This is a genomic window from Paraburkholderia polaris (assembly GCF_012927345.1).
Lineage (GTDB): Bacteria > Pseudomonadota > Gammaproteobacteria > Burkholderiales > Burkholderiaceae > Paraburkholderia > Paraburkholderia polaris.
The window spans coordinates 98,795-123,577 of record NZ_JABBGJ010000012.1 but is presented as its reverse complement, the minus strand read 5'-3'; the positions used below and the strand labels follow the sequence as shown (position 1 = coordinate 123,577).

General features: G+C 62.3%; 24 protein-coding genes and 1 pseudogene. 8 read left to right on the top strand and 17 right to left on the bottom strand.

From position 1 onward, the window contains the following. Window positions 1–16: 16 nt before the first annotated feature. Complete coding sequence (locus tag HHL24_RS13275; RefSeq protein ID WP_054041885.1) at window positions 17–337, top strand: hypothetical protein; 321 nt, start codon at window positions 17–19, stop codon at window positions 335–337. Between the two features lie 168 nt (window positions 338–505). Then, entirely contained in the window at window positions 506–1,282 is a 777-nt protein-coding gene (locus HHL24_RS13270) for a DUF2968 domain-containing protein (RefSeq protein WP_169485913.1), read from the top strand. A gap of 134 nt (window positions 1,283–1,416) precedes the next feature. On the opposite strand, the gene HHL24_RS13265 is transcribed toward HHL24_RS13270, so the two are convergent. The 7 genes from HHL24_RS13265 to HHL24_RS13235 all read right to left on the bottom strand — a co-directional run bounded on the left by HHL24_RS13265 (window position 1,417) and on the right by HHL24_RS13235 (window position 7,101). After that, window positions 1,417–1,734 (bottom strand): DUF4148 domain-containing protein, encoded by a 318-nt coding sequence (locus HHL24_RS13265; protein ID WP_169485912.1) that lies wholly within the window; start codon window positions 1,732–1,734, stop codon window positions 1,417–1,419. A 265-nt stretch (window positions 1,735–1,999) separates the two neighbouring features. Beyond that, window positions 2,000–3,409, bottom strand: coding sequence for an NADP-dependent phosphogluconate dehydrogenase (gene gndA / locus HHL24_RS13260; protein WP_169485911.1), 1,410 nt, complete (start codon window positions 3,407–3,409; stop codon window positions 2,000–2,002). A 252-nt stretch (window positions 3,410–3,661) separates the two neighbouring features. After that, a complete protein-coding gene (locus HHL24_RS13255) occupies window positions 3,662–4,312 on the bottom strand; it encodes a DUF938 domain-containing protein (protein WP_169485910.1) in 651 nt (216 codons plus the stop codon). A gap of 12 nt (window positions 4,313–4,324) precedes the next feature. Then, window positions 4,325–4,930, bottom strand: coding sequence for a pyridoxamine 5'-phosphate oxidase family protein (locus HHL24_RS13250; protein ID WP_169485909.1), 606 nt, complete (start codon window positions 4,928–4,930; stop codon window positions 4,325–4,327). A gap of 113 nt (window positions 4,931–5,043) precedes the next feature. After that, on the bottom strand, window positions 5,044–5,913 hold the full coding sequence (locus HHL24_RS13245) for an NAD-dependent protein deacetylase (RefSeq protein ID WP_169485908.1): 870 nt from the start codon (window positions 5,911–5,913) through the stop codon (window positions 5,044–5,046). 50 nt (window positions 5,914–5,963) lie between these two features. Continuing rightward, entirely contained in the window at window positions 5,964–6,185 is a 222-nt protein-coding gene (locus HHL24_RS13240) for an oxidoreductase-like domain-containing protein (RefSeq protein ID WP_169485907.1), read from the bottom strand. A 151-nt stretch (window positions 6,186–6,336) separates the two neighbouring features. Then, entirely contained in the window at window positions 6,337–7,101 is a 765-nt protein-coding gene (locus HHL24_RS13235) for an SDR family oxidoreductase (protein ID WP_169485906.1), read from the bottom strand. Window positions 7,102–7,339: 238 nt separating this feature from the next. On the opposite strand from HHL24_RS13235, the gene HHL24_RS13230 reads away from it, so the two are divergent. Beyond that, window positions 7,340–8,197, top strand: coding sequence for a polysaccharide deacetylase family protein (locus HHL24_RS13230; protein WP_169485905.1), 858 nt, complete (start codon window positions 7,340–7,342; stop codon window positions 8,195–8,197). Window positions 8,198–8,259: 62 nt separating this feature from the next. Here the strand turns inward: HHL24_RS13230 and HHL24_RS13225 are convergent, their stop codons facing one another. Together HHL24_RS13225 and HHL24_RS13220 are read right to left on the bottom strand one after the other, a co-directional pair. Next, window positions 8,260–9,672 (bottom strand): DUF2252 domain-containing protein, encoded by a 1,413-nt coding sequence (locus tag HHL24_RS13225; RefSeq protein ID WP_169485904.1) that lies wholly within the window; start codon window positions 9,670–9,672, stop codon window positions 8,260–8,262. 156 nt (window positions 9,673–9,828) lie between these two features. Further along, window positions 9,829–10,842 (bottom strand): hypothetical protein, encoded by a 1,014-nt coding sequence (locus tag HHL24_RS13220; protein ID WP_169485903.1) that lies wholly within the window; start codon window positions 10,840–10,842, stop codon window positions 9,829–9,831. Between the two features lie 444 nt (window positions 10,843–11,286). Between HHL24_RS13220 and HHL24_RS13215 the strand changes: the two genes are divergently transcribed. Both HHL24_RS13215 and HHL24_RS13210 read left to right on the top strand, forming a co-directional pair. Then, on the top strand, window positions 11,287–11,970 hold the full coding sequence (locus HHL24_RS13215) for a Pr6Pr family membrane protein (RefSeq protein ID WP_169485983.1): 684 nt from the start codon (window positions 11,287–11,289) through the stop codon (window positions 11,968–11,970). 209 nt (window positions 11,971–12,179) lie between these two features. Then, window positions 12,180–12,455 (top strand): CsbD family protein, encoded by a 276-nt coding sequence (locus HHL24_RS13210; RefSeq protein ID WP_169485902.1) that lies wholly within the window; start codon window positions 12,180–12,182, stop codon window positions 12,453–12,455. 233 nt (window positions 12,456–12,688) lie between these two features. Here HHL24_RS13210 and HHL24_RS13205 read toward each other — a convergent pair whose 3' ends face one another. From HHL24_RS13205 to HHL24_RS13195, 3 genes are all read right to left on the bottom strand, one after another. After that, complete coding sequence (locus HHL24_RS13205) at window positions 12,689–12,907, bottom strand: hypothetical protein (protein WP_169485901.1); 219 nt, start codon at window positions 12,905–12,907, stop codon at window positions 12,689–12,691. Window positions 12,908–13,127: 220 nt separating this feature from the next. Continuing rightward, complete coding sequence (gene mctP / locus HHL24_RS13200; protein WP_169485900.1) at window positions 13,128–14,609, bottom strand: monocarboxylate uptake permease MctP; 1,482 nt, start codon at window positions 14,607–14,609, stop codon at window positions 13,128–13,130. Beyond that, window positions 14,606–14,803 (bottom strand): DUF3311 domain-containing protein, encoded by a 198-nt coding sequence (locus tag HHL24_RS13195; protein WP_169485899.1) that lies wholly within the window; start codon window positions 14,801–14,803, stop codon window positions 14,606–14,608. Before HHL24_RS13195 ends, mctP begins: the two co-directional genes overlap by 4 nt. 483 nt (window positions 14,804–15,286) lie before the next feature. Between HHL24_RS13195 and HHL24_RS13190 the strand changes: the two genes are divergently transcribed. The 3 genes from HHL24_RS13190 to HHL24_RS13180 all read left to right on the top strand — a co-directional run bounded on the left by HHL24_RS13190 (window position 15,287) and on the right by HHL24_RS13180 (window position 17,985). Then, window positions 15,287–16,702, top strand: a complete 1,416-nt coding sequence (locus HHL24_RS13190; protein WP_169485898.1) for a cache domain-containing protein — start codon at window positions 15,287–15,289, stop codon at window positions 16,700–16,702. Next, window positions 16,699–17,346, top strand: a complete 648-nt coding sequence (locus HHL24_RS13185; protein WP_169485897.1) for a response regulator — start codon at window positions 16,699–16,701, stop codon at window positions 17,344–17,346. Before HHL24_RS13190 ends, HHL24_RS13185 begins: the two co-directional genes overlap by 4 nt. A 96-nt stretch (window positions 17,347–17,442) precedes the next feature. Continuing rightward, entirely contained in the window at window positions 17,443–17,985 is a 543-nt protein-coding gene (locus tag HHL24_RS13180; protein ID WP_169485896.1) for a hypothetical protein, read from the top strand. A gap of 31 nt (window positions 17,986–18,016) precedes the next feature. Here the strand turns inward: HHL24_RS13180 and HHL24_RS13175 are convergent, their stop codons facing one another. The 5 genes and pseudogenes from HHL24_RS13175 to HHL24_RS13155 all read right to left on the bottom strand — a co-directional run bounded on the left by HHL24_RS13175 (window position 18,017) and on the right by HHL24_RS13155 (window position 24,783). Continuing rightward, on the bottom strand, window positions 18,017–19,255 hold the full coding sequence (locus HHL24_RS13175) for an HlyD family secretion protein (RefSeq protein WP_169485895.1): 1,239 nt from the start codon (window positions 19,253–19,255) through the stop codon (window positions 18,017–18,019). Then, the gene (locus HHL24_RS13170; RefSeq protein ID WP_230417433.1) at window positions 19,256–20,788 is read right to left on the bottom strand and encodes an efflux transporter outer membrane subunit; all 1,533 of its coding nucleotides are present in this window, start codon (window positions 20,786–20,788) and stop codon (window positions 19,256–19,258) included. A gap of 134 nt (window positions 20,789–20,922) precedes the next feature. Continuing rightward, window positions 20,923–21,819 (bottom strand): annotated as a pseudogene (locus tag HHL24_RS13165) (glycosyltransferase family 2 protein); the annotation flags it as partial. A 10-nt stretch (window positions 21,820–21,829) separates the two neighbouring features. After that, window positions 21,830–23,446, bottom strand: a complete 1,617-nt coding sequence (locus HHL24_RS13160; RefSeq protein WP_169485892.1) for a DHA2 family efflux MFS transporter permease subunit — start codon at window positions 23,444–23,446, stop codon at window positions 21,830–21,832. Further along, window positions 23,443–24,783 (bottom strand): glycosyltransferase, encoded by a 1,341-nt coding sequence (locus HHL24_RS13155; RefSeq protein ID WP_169485891.1) that lies wholly within the window; start codon window positions 24,781–24,783, stop codon window positions 23,443–23,445. Before HHL24_RS13155 ends, HHL24_RS13160 begins: the two co-directional genes overlap by 4 nt.

Below are 24,783 nucleotides of genomic sequence, written 5' to 3'. Positions count from 1 at the left end.
CTGCGAGGAGTTGGGGATGAACAAAGCCACCTTTCTGGCCGTGCAACTCAACGTCGACGATGTTGCGGCGTCGCCCGGTTTGGTCGAGTTGCTGAACACGCATCTGGTTTTCGCGGCAGACGTGGCCGAAGCCGCTGACGCGCTGGTCCAGCTGGCCAGCATCGCGGGATTGTCGAGCGGCGTCGAAGCCAGCGTCGAAATTCCGGCTCTAGCAATCGAACGGCTGCGCGAGGCGCTCGACAATCTCAGCGGTTACGACGAATCCTGGTTGCTTGCCCTGGAACCAAGCCGCGCGTTGTTCGACGAAATAGGCCGCCGGCACCGCACCCTGCATTAAAGCCGCGCTCGCGGGAAACGCATCCGCACTGCCGCGCACCCCGGCGCTCATCGCCTCGCGCCGCCGGTCCGCCACTTTTCGCTCACCGTTCGAACCGCCAGATTGCCCGGCATGCTTGACCGTCGGCGTGGTCTGAAGGTTTCGGGCGAGTCAACCGGAGGAACCGCCGTGAAAAGTCTCCTGAACCGCCGTAGCGTGCTGGCAGGCCCATCGCATCTCGTGCAGGTCGCGCGAGAGAACACCGCCGATCCCGTAGCGCCCGACGACAGCGAGGAAGCGGCGTTGGCCGCGGCCACCGGCGTCGCGCCCGCTGCTGCCGCCGCCGCTGCTGATACACCCGCCGCCGCCCCAGCCGCTGAGCCGGCGCGGCCGGTGACGACGTTGCGGCCGGTGCCGGTGGTGCCCTCGCAGGTCAGCGCGCGCGGCGTGCAGATGGCCGACACCGCCGAAATCGAATGGCTCGCCGAAGAAGAAGCGCTGACGCCGTTCCGCGTGTTCCGCAGCTTCGCCTATTCAGTGAGCCTGCTGTTCCACGCGAAGGAACTGGCGTACTACGTCGCGCTGTATCAGGACGGCTCGCTGTGGCGCGCGCTCAAAGCCGCCGACCTCGAAGCCGCGGAAACAGCCTTCCATCACTTCGAGGAACAGGCGACGCGGCTCTCGGAGGGCGAAACGCGCCGCGCGCAACTCGAGGCGCAAAACGAACAGCTTGCGCGCATGATCGCGCGCTCCGAGGCGCAGGCCGAACGGCTGCGCACGGATCTGCAACGGCGCGGCGCGCAGGAACAGACCGTGTCGAACCGGCAGCATCAGGTGCGCAAGGAGGTGTCGCAACTGGAAGCACAGCGCGTGGCCGCGCAGGCGCATTTGAACAAGGCGCATCGGCAGATTCACCAGCTCAATCTCACCAGCAACGAAGGGATTCCACATTTGCCGAACCGTTGATACGCGCTTTGAAATCGATCTGACGGCAAGGCAGAGCCGTAAACGACAAAACGCCGCCCGGCAATCCGGTCGGCGTTTTCTTTATTACCCGCCGCCTGTTAGCAAGGCGGCGTTTCCACCAGCTTCGGCGCGAATTAGTTGCCGAAGTACACCGAGTTACGGTCGTTGCTGCTCACCGGACGGCCGGCTTGCGAGCTGCCTGCGATCGGTGCGCCGTAGCCGCTGTTCACAGCTTGAGCCGTGCCGTTCTGTGCATCGACACGTGCCTGTGCGGCTTGCAGGTTAGCCGGGTAGTCGACGTGATCGCCAATCGGGTTGTAACCAGCCTTTTCGAGTTGCACCAGTTGAGCGCGGACTTCAGCGCGCGTAACCGGCTGGTTCGATTGTGCGAACGAAGCAACAGGAGCAACCAGAGCGGCGGCGACGACAACTGCAGAGATAAGAGTCTTCATGATGTAAACCTCCAGAACTTGTAGTTAATTCGCTTTGGGCTCGTTGTCCCGTAGCGCTTAAATAGAAGTTTAGGAGCGTTGACATCTAGGGGAAACCCCTAAAACAACGAAACTCTATTTCGATTTTCGCAATAGTAGACAGATCGGCGTATCGGCACACAATCTGTCAGGTAGCTTTCGACAATAATTATCCGTCTCGATTTCAATCGGTAACGCAGCCCGGCGCGCCCTACGGCAAGCGCGCGCCGGGTCACGATTCAAACGTTTAGCTCCAGTTCGCGTGGAAGCTGCCCGGCTTATCGATGCGTTCGAACGTATGCGCGCCGAAGAAATCGCGCTGCGCCTGCACCAGGTTCGCCGGCAGGCGTTCTGAACGATACGCGTCGAAATACGCCACGGCCGACGCAAATGCCGGCACAGGCACGCCCGCATTGATGGCGGCAATCACGACCTCACGCAATGCCGATTGGTAGTTCTTCGCGATGTCACGGAAGTACGGATCGAGCAGCAGATTGGCGATCGCCTTGTCTTTCGTATAGGCGTCCGTGATCTTCTGCAGGAAGCGGGCGCGGATGATACAGCCGGCGCGGAAAATTTTCGCGATCGTGCCGTAATCCAGATCCCACTTGTACTCTTCCGAGGCCGCCCGCAATTGCGCGAAACCTTGCGCGTACGAAATCACCTTGCTGAAGTACAGCGCGCGGCGCACCGACTCGATAAACGCGTCACGCTCGACGCCAAGCGGCTTCGCCGTTGGCCCTTCCAGCACCTTGCTCGCCGCCACGCGTTGCGTCTTCAGCGACGACAACACACGCGCGAACACGGCTTCCGTAATCAGCGGCAGCGGTGCGCCGAGGTCGAGCGCGTTCTGGCTGGTCCACTTGCCCGTGCCCTTCTGCGCTGCGCGATCGAGGATCACGTCGACCAGGTCCTTGCCGGTTTCCTCGTCTTTCTTGCCGAAAATCTTCGAGGTGATTTCGATCAGGTAGCTGTCCAGTTCGCCCTGATTCCATTCGGTGTAGACCTTGCCCAACTCTTCGTTCGACAGGCCGACGACCTGCTTGAGCACCGCGTAGCTCTCGGCGATCAGTTGCATGTCGCCGTATTCGATGCCGTTGTGCACCATCTTCACGAAGTGGCCCGCGCCGTCCGGCCCCATGTACGCAACGCACGGCTCGCCGTCCGGCGCCTTGGCGGCGATTTCGGTGAGGATCGGAGCAACCAGATCGTAGGCGTCGCGCTGGCCGCCAGGCATGATCGACGGGCCTTTCAGTGCACCCTCTTCGCCGCCCGACACGCCCGTGCCGATGAAATGCAGGCCGGCTTTTGCCAGTTCCTGATTGCGGCGGATGGTGTCGGTGAAATGCGTATTGCCACCGTCGATCAGGATGTCGCCCTTGTCCAGCAGCGGCTTGAGTTGCGCGATGGTGGCGTCGGTCGGCTCGCCTGCCTTGACCATCAGCAGAATGCGGCGCGGTTTTTCCAGCGACTCCACGAACTCTTCCAGAGTGAAGGCCGGCACCAGCTTCTTGTCCGGATATTCGGCGATGAGTTCGTCGGTTTTCTCGCGGCTGCGGTTGTACACCGACACCGCATGGCCGCGGCTTTCGATGTTGAGCGCCAGATTGCGGCCCATGACCGCCAGCCCCACCACGCCGATTGCCTGTTTGCCCATGTGAATTCTCCAGAGTCCAAAAAATGTCGAGACGCCGCGCCGGAAAGAACGTCGGCGGGACGTCGAGGGTGAAAGGATAAAAGAAATGCCGGCTTGCCGCTCGTTGGCGCGCATTGGCACTCATCGAGCGGGCATTCCACTGCGTGCGGGCCTTGCGAGATACTTTATGCGGCGCCTGGTGATGCGCTCTATGACGCACCGCATCACGCACCGCACGACGCCACTCAGGCACCGCGCGTAAACGAACGTCTGTCAGACCCGCGCCGCGTCCAGGCGTTTCCTGAAAACCAGACTGAAATTGTTGGCCGGCATCGCGATCGGCTCGTCGCACACGAGTCCGACCGATGCGCCCAACGCTACCACGGCTTCCATGTCGCGCACGCCCCACGCGGGGTCGCGGCTGCGCAATTGCTGATCGAACGCATCGTTGCTCGGTGAGGTTTGCGCGCCGCCGCGTTTGTATGGGCCGTACAGATACAGTACACCGCCGTCGGCGAGTCGGCGGCTCGCGCCGGCAAACAGCGCTTGCGTCGCGCTCCACGGCGAGATGTGAATCATGTTGATACAGACTACGGCGTCGAGCTGATCGAGCTTATCCAGCGTTTGCATGCCCCAATCCGGCTGATGCACGTCGAGGGCGAGCGGCGCGCGCACATTCGCCAGCCCTTCGTGCGCGATCCACGCCGCAATGGACGCACGCGCATCCGCATCGAGATCGCTCGGTTGCCAGTCAAGCCCAGGCAACGCGCCGGCGAAGCAGACAGCGTGCTGTCCGGTACCGCTCGCGATTTCCAGCACGCGGCCGGTGGCGGGCAGCACCTCGCGCAACACAGCAAGGATCGGTTCGCGATTGCGTTCGGCGGACGGCGAGCGTTGCCGCAGCGCCGGATGGGAATCAGTCATGTTCACTTTGTTTCAATACAGGGCCGTGCGCACGCGTTCGGCGAGTTCATGGTCATAGGTCACGGCATCGAAACTCGCGCCGTTGATGCGCCGATGGATCTCGCCCGCACTCGGCAGGCGCGAACGTTCGACATGATGCGCCGGGTCCCACAGTTTCGAGCGCACCAGCGCCTTCGAGCAATGAAAGTACACCGCGTCGACGTCGATCAGCAGCACGGTGCGCGGCAGTTTACCTTCGACGGCAAAACTGTCCAGCATTTCCGGATCGTTGGAAATGCGGCCGCGGCCGTTCACGCGCAAACTTTCGCCGACGCCCGGAATGATGAACAGCAGCGCCAGATGCGGCTCGGCGATGATATTGCGCAGACTGTCGATGCGATTGTTGCCGATGCGATCCGGCAGCGCGAGCGTGCGTTCGTCGATCACACGCACGAAGCCCGGCGCGTCGCCGCGCGGTGAACAGTCGAGGCCTTCGGGACCGGCGGTAGCGAGCACGACGAAGGGCGCGACTTCGATAAACGCGCGATAGTCTTCGTTGACGTAGGGAATCTCTTTGCGCACTGCGCGCTCATGCGGCTGACCGTAGATTGCTTCGAGCTGTTCCATCGTCGTCAACATCGGCGTTCCTTTTACGTGGCGGTTGCTTTTCGTGAAAGCGGCGCTGCCTGGAATGGGTTGGGACTGGGATTATCGGTGATTTACACGGGCCGCGCGCGACACGGGCGGCGTGCTCAGTCCAGCGCCAGACGGCCCGCGAGCGCGGTCAGCGTATCGGCACAGGGTGCGGCGATTTTCAGCGAGAGCAGCGCATCGGCGCGCGTGCGTCCCAGATTGATCGCGACGATCGGCTTGCCCTGCTTCTGTGCCCACACGCAGAAACGGTAGCCCGAATAGACCATCAGCGACGAGCCGACCACCAGCACTGCGTCCGCCGCGTCGAGCGCATGCGAAGCCGCTTCGACACGTTCGCGCGGCACGCTTTCGCCGAAGAACACTACCGAAGGCTTCAGCAAACCGCCGCAGTTCGTGCACGCCGGAATGCGGAACGATTCGAGATCGTGCCACTCCAGATGCGCATCGCCGTCGGCGGCCGTTTCGGCGGTGACGTTCAGCAACGCGGGATTGTCGGCTTCGAGCGTCCGCTGGATCGACGCGCGCGAATGCTGCATTCCGCAGTCCAGACAGGTCACCCCGTCGATGCCGCCATGCAGTTCGATCACCTCGCGGCTGCCCGCCCGCTGATGCAAACCATCGACGTTCTGCGTGACGAGCGTCGGCACATGGCCCGCTGCCTCGAGCCGCGCCAATGCGGTATGCGCGGCATTCGGCTGCGCGTCGGCCACCACCGGCCAGCCGACCATGCTGCGTGCCCAATAGCGCTGGCGCATCGCGGCCGTACCGAGAAATTCCTGCAGCGTGATCGGCGGCGAACGCTTCCATGCGCCGTTGTCGTCGCGATAGCCTGGAATGCCGGAGTCGGTGCTGATGCCCGCGCCGGTCAGCACGAACAGACGCGGATAACGCTGCACGAAGGTATGCAGGTCGTCCAGCGTGTGCGATTCGGTGAAGGGTTCGATGTGCGCGGGCTGAGGGTCGGTCATGACGGGGATAGAGTATGGCGGCGGCCTTGGCGTAAAACCTGAAACGCCGTTCAGCGGCGCGTGGCCGATTTGTTCTGCCGCGCGTGCGCCGTTCGCGCCGTTCGCGCCGCCTGCCGCGCTTGCCACTCGGCGAGCGCTGACTGATAGCGCTCGAGCGCCTCATCGTAGAGGTCGAAGACACACGGGTTGCAGCCACTATGACAACAATCGTCGAGGTCGGGCTGCACGGGCGGCACCGGCTGCGGGTCGTCCTTGGGTGTGGCTCGGGGCACGGCGAATCGCTTTTTCGAAAGGCGGGAAGCGCTCAGTATAAGTTGATCTCCCGCGATGCGTGCGGCGGCGGCTCGACCTGAACCCGCGCCTTCAATTCATGCCCCGTGCGCTTCCCTTCAACCCGCGCACGCGGCGAACGCTGCGCCGCGCTCAGCCCCTGCCAACGAACGGCATCTTGCTCGCCATGATGGTCATGAACTGCACATTCGCCGACAGCGGCAATTCCGCCATATGCAGCACCGCGTCGGCGACGTGCTGCACATCCATCAAAGGCTCGACCGCGATTTCGCCGTTCGCCTGCGGCACGCCGCGCGCCATCCGCTCGGCCATCTCCGTCACTGCATTGCCGATGTCGATCTGCCCGCACACGATGTCGTATTTGCGGCCGTCGAGCGACACCGCTTTCGTGATGCCGGTAATCGCATGTTTGGTCGCCGTGTAGGCGATGCTGTTCGGCCGCGGCGCATGCGCGGAAATCGAGCCATTGTTGATGATGCGGCCGCCCCGCGGCGTCTGCGTTTTCATCAGACCGAAGGCGGCACGCGTACAGAGAAACACGCCGGTGAGATTGGTGTCGACCACCGAGCGCCATTCGTCGATATCGAGTTCGTCGATATCCACGGGCGAGCCATTGCGGCCCGCGTTATTGAACAGCACGTCGAGCCGGCCTCGCCGCGCGCGGATCGTGTCGAACAGCGCGGCGACGCTGTCGGCGTCCGTCACGTCGCAGGCCACGGCGAGCGCGTCGCCACCCAGTTGCTGCGCTTCTTCGACCACGGCGTCGAGCGGCGCCTGGCGACGGCCGGCAAGTACGACGCTATAGCCGTGTTCCAGCATCTTGAGCGCACAGGCCCGGCCGATGCCGCTGCCCGCGCCGGTCACCAGCGCCACTTTCTTGATTCCAGTTCCTGTCACAGCGCGTCTCCTGCTCCGTTTCTTTGGCCTTAGCACCATACAACAGCGGATCGCCCATCACAAATGCAACGTCGCGGCCGCCTCCAGGCATGGCGTCTTTCAGCGTGCTTTCATTACTTATCGTTACCTTCCGCAACCGCGGCGAGCGGCGCATCAATGGTATCGTTTGCTGTTGCGCTTCACGCGCGCAATTCAAGGCCTTCCCAGGACGGAGGAAGGAAGACAGGAAGCACGCTTTATGAACGAACTCTTCACGCCGCCGCAAGGCGGTGAGGCCGGTGCGCAGCGCCGCTGGCCGCGCACCGGCTATCCCGCGATGCTTACGGCCACCGCCGCCTGGCACGTATTCGTTCTGGCCGGATGGCTGCTGGCGCCCGCCGCGTGGCCGTGGTGGCTGGCCGCAATCTTCGCGAATCACGCTATTTTCACGGTGGCCGGCCTGTTGCCGCGCACCTCGCTGCTCGGCCCGAACTGGACGCGCCTTCCCGCTGGCGAGCACAACGCAGACGCAATCGCACTGACCATCGACGACGGACCCGATCCGGTTGTCACACCGCAAGTGCTCGATCTGCTCGACGCGTTCGACGTGCGCGCCACCTTCTTCTGTATCGGCGCGAAAGCGCAACGCTACCCGGCGCTCACACGCGAAATCGTCGCTCGCGGCCATGCACTGGAAAACCATTCGCAGGTTCATGCGCACACGTTTTCGCTCACGTTTCCGCGCGCACTCACGCGCGAGATCGACGCGGCGCAGCGCACTTTCGAGGCATTGAGCGGCGAGCGGCCGATGTTCTTCCGTGCCCCGGCGGGCTTGCGCAACATCTTTCTCGAGCCGGTGCTGGGCAAACTCGATTTGCGGCTCGCGGCGTGGACGCGGCGCGGCTACGACACCCGGGAGCGCGATCCGCACGTGGTTGCGCGCCGGCTGCTCGACGGTCTTGCCCCGCGCGACATTCTCCTGCTGCACGACGGCAATGCCGCCCTCACTATCGAGGGCAAACCGCTGATACTCGCCGTGCTGCCGCGGGTGATCGACGCGGCCCGCCGGCAGCACTTGCGCTTCGTTACGCTGCGTGAAGCACGTATCGACGGCTGAACCGAGCGCCGTTGCCCCGAGGCTTGGCCGCCGGTACGCGGCCAGCCACGCAGACACCGCTGTCACACGCGAAAATCCGCCGCCATGTCTTCGTCTGTGCGCGCCTCGAGCTCGCCGCTGCGGCAGGCCTTCAGGAACGCGTCGTAATCGCGCTCCACCTGGTCCGCGTAGCTGGTGGAATAGGCGGTGAGCGCTTCCGCGAACTGATCTCCGCGGCCGATATACGCGCTGAGCTCGATCGCCTGGCCACTCGCCTTGGCATGCGCGCGCGCCATGATCCAGCCGCAAAGTTTCGCGTAACCTTCCAGCAGGTCGGTGTCGAACAACTCGATGTTCGCCGACAGTTTCATGTCGCGCAGTTGCCGGAAGTAGAAATGGCGCCCTAGCGGCCCGGTCGCCCAGCCGAGGAAGATGTCGCTCGCGGCCTGCAACACACGTTGCCCTCGCACGACGCGTTCGCCTTCGTGCTTGATGGCCGGCGACTTGTAGTGCTGCGCAATCACCGACGGCCGCGCTTCCTTGATTTGCAGGAACAGCGGCTTGTCCATGTGATCGACGCTCAACACGACCATACAGCGCGTACCGACGCTGCCGACGCCCACCACTTTGAACACGATGTCCTGCACGGTGAAATGACTCAGCAACTCACGCCGATCGTGTGACATCGTCTTCAGATACTCGCCCCACATGCGTTCCAGCAACTTGCGCCAGTTGGCGTCCCGGATTGCTTCGGTCTCTTCCGGCGCGAGCAGCGTGTTCGCGCCCAACACGTGGAACAGGGCTGGCGGCGCATCGCGGATTTTCCAGTGGTCGCCGTCGCGCTCGGCCATTTTCTCCAGCAGGTTTTCGTGCGTACGGCTCGCGGCCTTCTCCATGCCGCGCCGCACGGTGCGGCGACGTTCGGGAGTCAGCGCGGTTTCAGCCATCCGGTCGAAGGTGATTCGGTCGTACCAGAGTTCGAGCGCCCCACATTGCGCGTACTGCGCCATGCGGTCCCGGTATTCGGTGACGGCGGTCATCACCAGATGCTCGGCCGTGCCGCGACTCAAACGCATGTGGCGCGCGGCGACCACGAGGCTCGCGGTCAGCCGCTTCAGGTCCCATTCGAAAGGACCGATCGCGACTTCGTCGAAGTCGTTCAGATCGAATACGAGTTGGCGCTCCGGCGTTGCGAATCCGCCGAAATTCATCAGATGGCCGTCGCCGCAAATCGGCATGGTGAGGCGGGTGTCGGGAATCTGGCTCAGGTCGTGCGCCTGAATGATCGCGGTGCCGCGAAAGAACGTGAATGGCGATACAGACATGCGCCCGTAGCGCAGCGGCACAAGCTTCTCGACCCGCCCCTCGCTGCTTTGCTTAAGCAACTCGATCGGGTTGCGATGCAATTCGCCTACCGTACGATGGCTCGAACGTTTCGAGTGCTCACGGGCGGCACGGCCACGAGCCTCCCGTTCGGCGATGGTGCTGGCTTTCATGCTCTTCTCCGGTTTTTGTGTGAATCTTTACTATCGGTTCTAGAAGACTGCCTCTGCTGGCACGGTAAAACGGATTTCAAGTGAAACGGTTTGCGGGCATTCCGTATCGAATGGCAATGCCGACATCTACATCGAACTACGCAGTTGCGCGAGCCATCACCAACGGTAGCCGACACCGCCGAAAATCACATCTGAATCACGATCATAGCGTGTCACGATACGATTCCATTCGATCCGCGCATCCCAGTGATCAGTCAAACGATACGAGCCGGCGATCGTGACGAGGCCGGAAAACTTCCCGGCGCCCGGTCCCGGCGACTCGCTATTTTCGTTTTCGTTGATCGCATAGTAAGCGCCTAGCCCGAGCCCGAGCGATACCTTGTCATTGAGGAAGGCACGCGTCGCCCACAGTTGGCTGGTCAAGCCGTCGCGGCGCGCCACCTTGCTGCTGCCCTCGTGAAGATAGCCGACCGTTACGTCGAGGTATTTCGCGAGGCCGCGGCGGTACTCGATCGCGCCGCCCAGCGCGCTCGGCGAGCTGGTTGAATTGACGATGGTCTCGCCGAGGTACACCGCCACTTCGTTGTTGGTCACCTTGTGCGTGCTGCCGCTCGCCCAGTCGCGTGGACCGGGTGTGCCCGGGGCATCGAGCTGATAGCCGACGCCGAACATCACGCTTGTCGCATCCGGCCCGCGTTGCACATGCACACGATTCAACTGCAGCTGTGTGATCCACCGGCTCGATGCGTAGTACGCCGCACGCACGCTATATACGACGCCCCAGCCGTGAGTGTCCGAATAACTTCCGCCTTGCACGGCGGTGGTGGTGTCGAAGTAGCGGTATGGACCGACGCCCGCCTGCAGAACGAATTGCGGACTTCCCACAGGAATGCGGCCCCATAGCTGGATCATCTGGCCGTCGCGATGATGGTCCGGAATGTGTCCTTCATTGAGCCACGTGAAGCTCGCGGCAAAGTATTGCCCGAGCCCTTCCTGATAGTTGAATGCCCACGTGTAGGTGTTCGTGCTGCCCGCGCGCGAGCCGCCGCCGAATAGGGAAAACTCCTGAGCGTAACCCACGTTGGATATGCACAGAAGTCCGAGACCGGCAATGCAGGAGCTCGCCTGGATTGCCAGCCCGCGGCTCACAGAAAAATTCAGATTCCGCATGCTCCTTGCATCTCTCCGGATGAGTCGATTTCAATGCCGGCATTCATGATCCGACGAGAAGCCGAATGGCGGCGTTGAGCGCCGGAATTAGCTGTCTTTACAAATTGTTTGCCATGCTAGCAGACCGCTCGGTAAAAATGTTACGACATGCATTTTGAATAGTCCGGCCACGTAGCGACGTCCTCAATCATCTACTTCGCGAATGCCCACAATTGGTTGCGGATGCAACGACCGGCCATGGTTCAGAAAAAATTGAGTTCAGCTATTCCCGAGGTCATTGGGCGTTTTCAGCCGGTTGGTGTTTCACGTAGCACGCCGTAGCTTTTTTATCGGGCAGGGAGTGGGTCCGGATCGGCTTCGGCTTCGGCTTCGGCTTCGGCTTCGGTTTGCGCGAATTTGTCGCGCTTGCTGCAAAGCGAATGCGGTGTGTATAAAATCGGTCACATGCGCCCTGCCCCTCCTCAGCAGCATGAGCCCGAGCTTCCGCTCCATGCGCCCAGTGTCTCGTCCGTGACGCTGGCGGCAATCATTGCCGTCATCGCGTGGATTTCCATCGTCGCACAAGCCGATCTGACGATCGACCGCACGCTTGCGCGCGGGCTCGGCGTGCTCGACGGGATTGCGCGGATGAGCAGTTATCTCACCAATCTGACGGTATTGGCTTGCGCGGTCTGTTTTACGTGCGTCGCGCTACGCGGCCGCAGTTCGGCGATCGTGCGTTTTTTCCGGCAGCCTACCGTGGTGACCGCCGTCGTTGTCTATATGGTTTTTGTGGGGATCGCTTATAACCTGCTTCTGCGGGGGTTGTGGTCGCCCACGGCCTACCGGCTGCTGCTCAATGAATCGATGCACAGCGTTTTGCCTATGCTGGCGGCGCTTTACTGGGTGTTGTTCGTGCCGCGGTTTCATCTGCGGTTGCGGCATTGCTTACTGTGGCTGGTCTATCCCGTTGCGTATCTCGCCATTACCTTCTGGCGCGGGAGCTCGTCGGATTTTTATCCCTATCCCTTCATCAACGTCGATGTGCTCGGAGTCAGACATGTTGTCGTCAATTCTGCCCTGTTGTTTGGCGGGTTCTTGATGTTGATGGCAGTGTTTGTTGGGATTAATTTTCGGCGTAGACGCTGATCGTTTTGTTTGTTCTGGCTCTCCCGGATTTTTCCCTGGTGCTGATTGCCGGCGGCGTGAGCCGCAATTTGTTTCCCGTTGCTCGGGCGCGCTTCTTGCGCCCCGTCTGTTGTATGCAAGCTGCAAGTAGGCGCGGCCTGCGTAAACCTCGGTGTGGCGACGTTGCATGGCAACGGCTCACACGTAAATATGACAATGGGAGCAAACGTATGGACACCAACTCAGCAGAAGGCGCAGTCAAGGAAGTCGCAGGGAAGGTTCAAAGCGCCGTCGGCGACGTGCTCGGTGATACAGGCACTCAACTGGCCGGGAAGGCCAAAGAGCTCAGCGGCAAAGCTCAACAACTCTGCGCGAGTACCACCAGTCTGGTTCGGGATACCACCGTTGAAAGCCCTTTCACTACCATCGCTGTCGTCGCTCTCGCCGGCTTCATCGCGGGTGCCCTCTGGTCGCACGGGGCGTCGGGTCGCGACTATCGGGCATAAACTTCGGCGTATTTGATCGTCGGGCGATTGCCGTTGGCAATCGCCCAGTTCCGCTTGGGCTTCGCTCTTTGGGCACCGGCTTGTCGACACTCTTCTATCGACGCTCATGCTGCGATATCTGGCGCTTCGCGCTCGAGCCATTGCAGCAGCGCCGGCAAATGTGAACGGATACCGTTGATGTTGAACGTCCCAAGTCGAAGCTTGCCCGCGGCGTGTCCTCCCCAGAAGGCAACCTATTCTGCCGCCGTGTCGCACCACTCCATTGCCCATGATTTGGCGCACGAAATAGCATCCGCTTCGTTCGAAAAGGTGTCGATGTCGCCCGAATCGTGCGATTGGAAATGTTCGTTCTTTCGGGGCACGCGGGTGATCTTGGCCCGGGCGTAGTAGGCGCCATCTTCCGCATGGCGTGCTCGGCAATCGATGTGGAAGTGCTTGTAGTCGAATTGCATCACTTTTCCCTATAAACGCGCTGCACGCATCGCTCATTCATAGCATCGCCCATGCCCGGTCAGTTTTTTGTTGTTCGCCTACGGCGTTGGAATTGCCTGCGTAGTTGGCTGCGCGGGATCTGTTGCCCGTTCGCCGGCCAGGCCACGAAACGCAAAAAAACAAAAGCCGGCGCAGCAGAGTAATCAACACCCCACAGCGTCGGCCATGCGGACATCACCCTCAAACAGCAGCCACAACCCTTCGCGGCGACAAAACCGAAACAACAAAACTAACCACAATATTGGCGGCCAACGCGATCAACCCGATATAAATCGGATAAACCGCATCGCCAAGATGCAAAGCGAACACCGGCTTGAGCCCTTGCGAAATAGCCAACCCCGTTCCGATCACGATCCCGACAAGCCACCCAAGAAACAAGCCCGGCGTGTTCAACCGCCGCGTATACAACGAAAACACGATAGCCGGGAAAATCTGCAAAATCCAAACCCCGCCTAGCAACTGCAAATCAATTGCATACTGTGTCGGCAAAAACACAATAAACAACAGCGCGCCGAACTTCACAACCAGCGAAACGATCTTCGCCGTCGAAGCCTCAGCCGCAGGCGTGATATTCGGCGAGACAAGCGGACGCCACAAATTCCGCGTGAACAGATTGGCCGCGCCAATCGACATGATCGCGGCAGGCACCAATGCGCTGATCGCAATCGCCGCGGCCGCAAAGCCGACAAACCACGACGGGAACAGCGTGTTGAACAGCGCCGGCACCATGTCGGAGGCCGACTTCACATGCACGCCGGCCGCAATCGCCATATAGCCGAGCAACGCAATCAGTCCCAGCAACAACGTATACGCCGGCAGGAAAATCGCATTCTTGCGCACTGTGTTCGCCGACGAGGACGACAACACCGCCGTCATCGTATGCGGATACATGAACGCCGCGAGTGCCGAACCCAAAGCAAGCGACGCATAAGCAGTAAACTGCGTCGGCTTCAGAATGATCCCGGTCGCGCCACCCTTGGCTTTGAAATACGTATCGGCCGCATCGAACACATGCGCGTAGCCGCCGAGCTTCGCCGGGATCAGCCAGATCGCCGCGATCACGACGATGTAGATCATGATGTCCTTCACGAACGCGATCATCGCCGGCGCCCGCAGGCCGCTTGCATACGTGTACAGCGCAAGAATCACAAAGGCGACGATCAGCGGCATTTCGCCGGTCACGCCAAGCCCTTTGATCACGACCTGCATGCCCACCAGTTGCAGCGCGATATACGGCATGGTCGCGATAATACCGGTCAACGCAATCGCAGCCGGGAACCACTTGCCGCCGTATTCGCCCTGCACATAGTCCGCTGCCGTGATGTGATCCTTCGCCTTCGCGATCTTCCACAGCTTCGGCATCACCGCGAACACGAACGGATAGACAATGATCGTGTACGGCAGCGCAAAGAAACCATACGCGCCCACCGAATACACCAGCGCGGGCACCGCAATCACGGTATAGGCGGTATAGAAGTCCCCGCCTACGAGGAACCACGAAATCACCGTGCCGAACTGGCGACCGCCGAGGCCCCACTCGTGCAATTGCGTCATGTCGCCCCGCTTCCAACGCGCGGCAAAAAAGCCGATCACGGTAACGAGAACAAAGAATGCGATAAAGACGGTCATCGCGACCGGGTTCACAGGATTGACGTCGCTCATTTGACACCTCGGTACACAACGTAGATGAGTAGCGAGGTCAACGGAACCCACAAGAACTGATACCAGTAGAAGAACGGAAAGCCGGCGAACGAGGGACGCGTGTCGTTATAGAACGGCAACCACAACAACGCGATGTACGGAATCAGCAAGATGAGCCACAGCCATGAACGGCCGGAGGATTGGGAGGTCTCCACGAACTTCTCCTAAGTCTATTATTGAAACCACGCGCCATGACTCGTGGCCGGGCACGCGGAAAACCGGTTACCTGATATTAGACGGCAAAACCGGAATTTTCTTTTTGCGCGGCACCAGAGTGCGACGGCTGATACAACCTGACGGATCGAACGTTCATACGAATGAGCCACGACCTCACTGCGGGTCGTGCCCCGGGTCGCGCGGACGCCCACGCGCGGCAACGGCAAGCGCCCTCACCCCGCGACAGCACGCAAACTGGCCTTGAAACCGGGTTCATGTGTCTCCTGCCTGATTATAAAAATGCCGGGCCGGCCTGAGTGCCACAACAACGTGCCACAACCATGTGCGCCGCAACAACGCGCGCCAGAAGGCGCAGTACGCTGCGGGGATGTAGTATTCGCCTTCGTGAGCGTCCTTACAAGCGCGCAACTACGTAAGCCGGCTACGTAATACTACGTAGCTAATCGGCCGTCCTCTCTACGATGAAACTCAAAGCAAAGATTGTCCTGCTGGCGATCGTGCCCTTTCTGGCGGCTATCGCCAGCATTGAAATCGGTGTACGCCGGGAAGCCACGGCACTCGCCGAAACGCAGCACGCGACCACCCAGGCCGCGTACATGGCCAGCAAGGAAATCGAACTCAAACACTACGTCGAACTCGCGACCACAGCGATCGCCCCGCTCTACGATGCCGGCCGCGACAACGCGCGCGACGACGCGATGCTGCGCACCCGCGCGCTCGACGTTCTCGAGAAAATGGATTTCGGCAAGGACGGCTACTTCTTCGTCTACGACGTGCACGGCCGCTCGCTGATGCATCCGCGCGAGCCCGACCTCGTCGGACGTGACCTATGGGCGCTGCGCGATCCGCAAGGCACGCCGACGATCCAGCAACTGCTCGCCGCGGCCTCGCGCGGTGGTGGCTATGTGCGTTATGTGTGGCATCGTCCGTCGACTGGCAAGCTCGCGTCGAAATTGGGCTACGTGGTGCCGCTCGAACGCTGGGGCTGGATGATCGGCACCGGCATCTATCTCGACGATGTCGACGCCACACTCGCGCAAATCGATCAGGGCGCGGCGGCTAACATCGATCGCACGATGCAGTGGATCGACGGCATCGCCGTGGCCGGGCTCTTCGTGATCGCATTGTGTGCATTAGTGCTCAACGTCACCGAATACCGCAGTGCTGACGCAAAACTGAAGCGGCTTGCGCAGCAGGTGGTCGAATCGCAGGAAAACGAACGGGCGCGCCTGTCGCGCGAATTGCACGACGGCATCAGCCAGATGATGGTCTCTGTGAAGCTGCTGCTCGAATCGGCGTTGGCGCGCTTCGAACGCAGTGATGTGCGCGTGCCCGCAGCGGAAGCCGCGCTATCGACCAGCCTCGTGCGGCTCGGCGATACGTTGCGCGAGGTGCGCCGCATTTCTCACGCACTGCGTCCGTCAATGCTCGATGACCTCGGCGTAGCGGCCGCACTGGAGCAGCTTACGCGCGAGTTGAGCGACGAGTCCGGTATCCAGATCGGTTTCACGCAGATCGCACACACGCATGCGGTATCTTTGCCGGAAGCGGTGAATACGGCGCTGTTCCGCATCGCCCAGGAAGCGCTGACGAATATCGTGCGGCACGCACGCGCGTCCAGCGCGGCACTATCGCTGGAGGTATCGAGCGACGCGGTCACGCTGACAATCTCGGACAACGGGTGCGGTTTCGACGTGGCGCACGCACTCATCAGTCCACACGCGGGCGTGGGTCTGCGCAATATGCGCGAGCGGCTGGACGCCCTGGGCGGCAAGCTGTCGCTGAGCTCGCAAGCCGGCCATACGATCGTGACCGCGCGCGTGCCAATGGTTGCGTCTGCCCTTCAGTCGCGGGCCTTGCAGGAAACCTCACTATGAACGACATGTCACTCGCCGTCGCACGTTTGATCCTGATCGACGACCACCCGCTTGTCCGCGACGGTTTGCGCGCCCGGCTCGAAGCTGTGCGCAACATCGAAATCGTCGGCGAAGCGGGCAATGCGCAGGAAGCGCTCGCGCTCGCCGCCAGTCAGGAACCTCACCTGGTGCTGATGGATGTCGGCATGAACGGGATGAACGGCATCGCGCTAGCCAGCATGTTTCATGATCGCTTCCCGGCGATTCGCGTGCTGATGCTGTCCATGCACGACAACCTCGAGTACGTGACCCAGGCGGTGCGCGCGGGGGCCAGCGGTTATGTACTGAAGGACTCGCCCGCCACCGAAATCATTCAGGCGATCGGCGCGGTGCTGGAAGGCAAGACGTTTTTCAGTCCGGGGCTGGGCGCGCGATTGATTCAGGCATCGGCAACGCAATCGCCCATCGAACGGCTCACGCCGCGCGAGCGCGATATTCTCGATGCGCTCGCGGAAGGTCTTTCGAGCAAGCAGATTGCTCAACGCAACGACCTGTCGGTGCGCACAGTGGAGACGCATCGGCTGAATCTGAAGCGCAAGCTCGATATCGAAGGTCAGGCCGAATTGATCAAGTTCGCCGTCGAGAATCGTCGCAAGAGCCGGTGAGGTCCGGAGCCACCGCTGCATAGTCTCCACCAAGTAGCCGAGAATCGAAACCGTCGATCCGTCTGCCCCACGCTCAGAATCCGGGAGCCCAAGACGATGAAACGCCTGACCCAACAGCGCCTGGCGAGTCTGCTGATCTGCATGGCCGCAACGCATGCCCAGGCGCAAGCGCAACGCGTCAATCGCGGCCACGACCCGTTCTTTCAGATATCCGAAGCGATCAGCGAATGCCCGGTGCCCTTAGGTCCCCTTGAGACCGAGCAGGAGTGGCTCGACGACAGTCATTACCGGATCGAGCGCGGCAATAGCTGCTGGGTGGAAGGTCGTTGCCGTCTGTCGAATGCGTACCTCTACGACGCGGAAATCGCCGACGCCGTCCAGCGGCGTCTCACCAATATCAACTACGCCACGCACTGGCGCGAGCAGTCGACACTGTGGCTCACACTGCAACGCCGCTTCATTTACGTGCAAGGCTGTGTCGCGCCGGGCTTCGACAAACAGACGTTCCTCGCAGAACTCGCGAAAACCGCGGACGTCGATCGCGTGATCGACGACACCACAGCCAACCCGCACGCGGCGTCACTCCCCTATAAAACGCTTGCAGACCCGGACAAGGCCGTGATCGATCCGGGCAACTAGCCACAATGTCCCAGTGGCGCAGAACGTTGATCTAGTCTGTAGCACCAGCACGGTCACTGTTGTCCCGAATGATTTGCGCGATCAACGCATCGGCGTCGCGTGAGACGTTATCGTGGACGCGAGTACTTTGGGTGGCCGCCGCCGTGTCGTTGCCGATCAGATGGCCGCTACGCACATGCGTATCCACCGACACCTGCATCGACAGACCGAGCCGCAACGGATGCGCCGCGAGTTCGGCCGGGTCGAGCGAAATCACGATCGGCACGCGCTGCACCACCTTGATCCAGTTACCGGCCGCATTCTGCGAGGGCAGCATCGAAAACGCACTGCCCGTGCCTGCCGAAAAGCCCTCCACGTGCCCCTGATACACCACTTGCGAGCCGTACACATCCGACACGATGCGCACCGCCTGCCCCACGCGCATGCTGCGAATCTGGCCTTCCTTGAAGTTCGCCTCGACCCACAGGCGCTCGAGCGGAATGATCGACATGAGTGCGAGTCCCGGCCCGACCTGCTGGCCGATCTGCACCGAACGCTGTCCGACCGTGCCGTCGACGGGAGAAACGACGGTGGTGCGCTGCAGATTCCGGTAAGCGAGCCGCAATTGCGCGGCGGCTTGCAGCACCGGCGGGCTGGCTTCGACCGGAAATTTCCCGCCGAGCGCGCGGGCGGCGTCGAGTTGGACTTGCGCCGAGGCGAGGTTCGCTTGCGCGACTGCCACTGCTTCGCGGGCGCGCGCCAATTCTTCCGGCGACACCACTTCCACCGACGCATGATCGCGCGCCGCCAGCGCACGTTGCGCCAACGCGAGTTCGGCGCGGCGCGCGTCGATCGATTGGACGTAGAGCTTGCGCGAGATCGTCGCGTTTGCGACTTGTCGCACGGCGAGCGTCAGTTGCGCTTTGGCCTGCGCAAACGCGGCGGCCGCTTCGGCGTCGTCGAGCTTGACGAGCGGTTGTCCCGCTCGCACCTGCCGCGTGTTGTCCACCAGAATATCGGTGACGGTGCCGGGTATTTGCGCCGCGATCTGCACGATGTTGCCCGCCACGTAGGCGTCGTCTGTCTCTTCGTAGAAGCGCGCGCTCAAACCCCAATACGTCAGCCACGCCACGCCGGCGAGCGTTACCACGCCGAAGAAAACGGCAAAACGGCGCCGGCGCGCCGCCCGTTTTGCATCGTGCGCGTCGCCCGTTATGCCTGCCTCGTTCGCCGGGTTTGCCTGCTGCTGCGTCCAGCCGGCGGCATGCTGTGCCTGTTTATCGTTGTGCATTCAATCGAAGTGCGTATCCGTGATGCGTGCGTGAGAGGGAAAGGTCGGCTGATAGTGAGAGATCGGCGCGCCGGCCATCTTGCGTACGTCGAAGCCGCCACCGAGCGCGCCAACCAGCGCGACCTGCAGCATTCTGCGGCGACCCTGCAAATCGACTTGCTGCGAGCGTTCGTCGAGTAAAGACAGGTCCGCTAGCGTCACGTCCTTCTGCATGCCGATACCGCGACGATGCCGCTCCTCGGCGATCGCGACGATGCGTGAGGCCGCTTCCACCGCGCGAGTCTGCTCGGTAGCGAGCGTATCGACCGTACGCAAGGAAGTCAGCTGGCGTGCGACCTCGCCGAGCGCCTCGTCGACGGTCTTGTTGTAGAGGTTGATCGCGGCGTCGACGTTGGCGTAATCGCCGCCGAGTTGCGCGCGCAAGCGGGTTCGGTCGAAAACCGGTAAGGAGATCGCCGGGCCTACCGAGCCGGTCAGCGCCGCACGCGAGAAAAGCGCGGCGGGCGTCAACGCTGTCAGCCCGGCAAAGGCCACCAGGTTCACGTCGGGATAGAACTGCGCCCGCGTGGCGTCGATGTTGGCGAGCGCGGCTTCGGCCCGCAAACGCGCGGCCACGATGTCGGGCCGGCGGCCCAGCAGGTCCACCGGCAATTGCGCAGGCATCGGCGCATCGGCAGCCGCAGCCAGTTGCGGACGCTGCAGCGACAAACCCCGCTCCGCGCCGCGCCCCGTCATTACGCCGATCTGCAACTCGGTCAGTTTGATGCGCTCGTCGTTGAGCGCCTGCTGCGAAGCGAGCCGGCTTCGCTTGAGTGTGGCATCGGCCGAGTCGTACGCGTTATCGATGCCGCGCGCACCACGCTCGCGCAACACCGCATCGACGCTATCCGCGGCCTGTTGCTTTTGCAGCAGAATGTCCTGCATCGCAAAGGCGCGGTCGAGCTCACAGTAAAGCGTCACGAGCGCAACCGTCAACGTGAGCTGCGCCTGCTCCGCGTCGATTCGTGCCGCGTCGCGCGTGGACAGCAGGCTGCCCGTCAGCGCGGCATTCTTGCCCCACAAGTCGAGTTGGTAGCTCAAGCCGGCGAACAACGCAGCCGGCGAAACCACCGGATCGTTGAACAACCGCACCGGAACCTGCTGGCCGCCGACGGATACGTTGGCCACGTCGTCCGGCTGCGGCAAGCGGGCCTTGCTCACCGTCGCGCCCGCCGTGCCGGTGAGGCCGGTGAGCGACGCAAACTGTTCGAGTTGCGCCTGGGCGGCGCCCACCCTCGCCTTGGCGATCTGCAGATCGGGATTGTTCTGCAACGCTTCGGCGGTAAGTTCATCCAGTTGCGGATCGCGATAGCGCTTGACCCAATCGGGCGCGGGCCATACGCCGTTCGCGCCTGGTCCGATGGTCTGGAGAAGCGCATCGGCGGATGGCTTGAGCGGCTTGACGTTTGCGTGCAGACCCGAATCGCTCACGCAACCCGTCAGTGCTGCTGCAATCAGCAACAACGGCAAGGCGCGTGGCATAGGAAATTGCATAGACCGCCTCATGAGTGCCAGGTACGAGGCATTGCGCGCTCTCCTGCCACCTGCGCATTCATCTCAGCAAGCCTCGCCGGGTTAGCCGCATTAGCCGCCTTGGCGGTCTTAGCCACTTTGGCCGCGAATCGCGGACGCGTCCGCTCGAGCGGGCCCATTCGCCCGAAGAACCCATCGAATAGGCCCAGCGCAATCGCCTTGAGCTTCGCCAGCTTGTCTTTTTCCAGCAGCACGATCTGCACGATTTGCCAGAGCGTCAGCACGTTCGGCACGATCGCCACCGGCAATCGTAGTCCGTATTGCAGCGCCAGCTGCATCGCGTTTCGCGCGCTGTAATAGCGGCGGAAACCGGGGTGATTCATCGTCGTCAATTCCAAAGAACCCAGTTTGTGACGGCGCCGCGAGCCAATCCGATGCAGCAGTACGAGCGACGGCACGACATACACGGGCACATTGCGCAGCAGCGCGCGCAAGCAGTATTCGGTATCGACGTGGTCGATAAAAAGCGCCTCGTCGAAGCGGCCGAGCCGCGCGAACGCCTCGCGCGAAATCACACAACCGGACGAAATCAGAAAGGCGCAGCGTTGCAGCGCCGCGTCGGCACGGATGGACAGTCTTTCGACCGCCAAGCCGCTCGTCGCGAGCTCGGGCAAGAAGCGCTGGTCGTTTTCATCGAAGATCCGCGGCCCGGCCAAAAACGCCCGGCCGCTCATCGACGCGCACCGCTCGCGCATCACCGTGAAGTAGCTGGCCGGCGCCTCGGAATCCTGATCGAACAGCGCGACCGCATCCACGCCTTCGTCGAACAGCGCACTCAAACCGCAATTGAAGGCGCCGGCAATGCCGTTGCGATTACCGTGATGCAGCAACGCGACGCCCGCCTCGCCCAGCATCATCGCGGCGCGCGCGTCCGGTAATGGCGAGTTGTCGACCACCAGCAAGCGATCGCACGCCGAACGCATCGCCACCGCGCGCGCGAGCTGCTCCTCACTCGGATGAAACAGAATGATCAATGCGCCCAGGATCGTCATTGGAAGCTCCTCAGTGACCTAAAGTCATCGTCGCGCCGCGCTTCGGACGCGTGAGCCACATCATCGCGGCGAGCACGAGGCAGGTGATGCTTGCCATGCAGAACATGTCGCCGGTCGCCATCATGTAGGCCTGTTGCTGCACGACGTGATGCAAAGTGGTGAGTTCGCGCGCGCCGTCGATACCCATGCCATGCAGACCCTGAACAAAGCGCTGCGTGTTGCCGGACGATTTCGTCACCGACTGCGCGACGACGTCGTAGTGATACAGCGCGCGGTTATCCCATAACGTGACGCTCATTGCCGTGCCGAACGCCGCCGATAGCGTGCGCAAGAAATTCGACAGGCTGGAGGCCGCGGCGAGCTTGTCGTCGGACACGCGCGAAAGCGTCGCCGCGGTCAACGGAATGAAGAAGCACGGCAAGCCGATGCCCTGGATCAGACCCGGCGTGATGATCTGCGTGAAGGTCATGGTCAACGTGAAGTGCGCGTCCCACCACAACACGGCAGCGAACACCAGAAAGCCGAAAGTCGCGAGCACACGCGCGTCGAAACGGGCCGCAAAAATGCCGACCAGAATGGAAAATACCAGCGCGAGCACGCCAAGCGGCGCGGTGGCGAGTCCGGCCTGGTACGCGGTATAGCCCATCACGGCCTGCAACCAGAGCGGAAAGATCACGCCGACCACCGAGAAGGCCATCATGCCGAGCGAAATGATCAGCACGCAGAAGGAAAACGTGCGGTCGCGGAACAGGCTCAGATCGATCACCGGATGCCGTTCGCCCGCCTCCCAGATCAACAGCGACACGATCGCCAACCCGGCGATGATCGCAAGGGTCAGAATCAAGGGCGAATCGAACCAGCCGCGGTCATGACCGAGATCGAGCACCGTCTGCAGGGAGCCGACGCCGACGACCAGCAAAAGGATGCCAGGCAGATCGATCGGCGCCGCCTTGCCGGCGGCTGCGTCGGGGCGCAGCAGCGTCATGCACACCGCGAACGAGAAGATGCCGATCGGCAGATTGATCAGGAAAATCCACGGCCACGAAAAATTGTCGATGATCCAGCCGCCAACCACTGGACCGAAAATGGGCGCGAGCAACACCGTCATCGCCCACAGTGCGAGTGCCACAACCCGCTTATCCGGCGGAAAGGTACGCAGCAGGATAGTTTGGGAAAGCGGCACCATCGGCCCGGAAAAGAGCCCCTGCAATGCCCGGCATACCACCAGAAGGTGGAAGTCGCCGGCCACGCCGCATAGCAGCGATGTCAAAGTGAAGAGGATCACAGCTCCAAGGAACAGCCGCGTTTCGCCGAGCCGCCGCGAGAGCCAGCCCGTCAAGGGCACGGCGATGGCCGCGGCCACCGAGTACGAGCTGATCACCCACGTGCCCTGACTGTTGGACACGCCGAGGCCGCCGGAAATAGCCGGTACCGCGACGTTCGTTACCGTCGAATCCAGGACTTCGATGAACGTCGCCAGCGACAGCGCGAACGTCAGCAAGGCGAGCTGCGCGCCGCGCATGCGGGGTAGTACGCTGCGCTCACCGGCAGAATCCGGGCCGTGGCCGACGCCATGCACCGCGTCGGCCGACGCGGCGTGCTTCGGCAACGGCGTGGCGGCGCTCATACGCTGTGCCCGCTGGCTGCCAACGCAGGCAAAGACGTGCGGCCGACGGTTTGCGTGCGCACGCCGGTCCGCATGAAACCTTCGATATAGCGTGCGGCTGCGTCGCAGCCGTCCGGCGACGCCGCAAGCCGGTCCTGCACCCGTCCGCATTGCGTTGCGATCGACGGGCTGCCAAGCACATGCCTCAATGCACGCGCAAGCGCCCGCGGTTGCAACGGCCTGTCGAGCCGAACGCCGCAACCGCTCACGACGATGCGTTGCGCGTTATCGAACTGATCGTGCGCGAATGGCGTCACCACTTGCGGAATGCCGGCGGCATACGCAAGCGCCGCCGTGCCGATGCCGCCGTGATGCACCAGCGCCCGGCAGCGCGGCAACAGCGTCTGCAGCGGCACGTAACGCCGCTTGAGCAGCACGCCCTGCGCGTCTGCACGCCTATCCGCCTGGGCGGCGAGCGTTTCGGTTGGAGGCGCATCCGGCGTCAAAAGAATGCCGCGCAGCCCGCCTTCCGTCAGCGCCGCGCTCACGGCATTCGCATAGCGATCCTGATCGATCAAGGTCGAGCCAGCGGTGAAAACCACGGGTCGCTCGCCCGCTGCGAGAAAAGCGTCAAGTTGCGGATCGGCTGCGCGCACGCTCGTGTCGTTGAACAGCGGAAAACCGCTGAGACAGCGCGGCGCCGGCCAATCCGGCTGAGCTTGCGCGAACCATTCGGGAAAGAGACACAGCACGCCGTCGGTCGAATGCAGCCACTCGCCGAAAATGCGCCGCGCCGGTGCGAGCGCCAGTTCCGCACGCAACGCATTCAATGCGGGGCCACAGACCTTGTCGAGCGCCTGTCGCTCGATCAGCCGCAGCAGCGCCGCTTTTACAGCCAGCGGCATGCCGCGCGGAATCGTCAGGCGCGGGTGTGTCGGCGGCGCATGCGCGGAGAGCAGGGTCGACGGCGACACCTGCACCGACACGAACGGCACGCGATACAGCTCCTGCATCAACCGTGCGGAAAAGGCCCACAACGTGCCGACCAGCACGGTGTCGTTATCGGTCAACGCAGCCAGCGTGTCGAAATGCGGTCGCAGCGTCGGCGCAATTACCGCCCATAGCGTTCGGAACGACGTACGCGGATGCCATAGCGCCGGGTTCGCCATGGCCGCCTCATATTCGGCGGCAGTGCCGATCGGCACGAATGCGAAACCCTGGCGCGAGACAGCCTCCGCGAATGGCGGATGGGTACAGAAGACGATCTCGTGGCCGCGCGCAGCCAACGCCGCGCCGATTCCGAGCAAAGGATGCACGTCGCCCGCCGAGCCGATCGCGGTGATGATGACTTTCGTCAT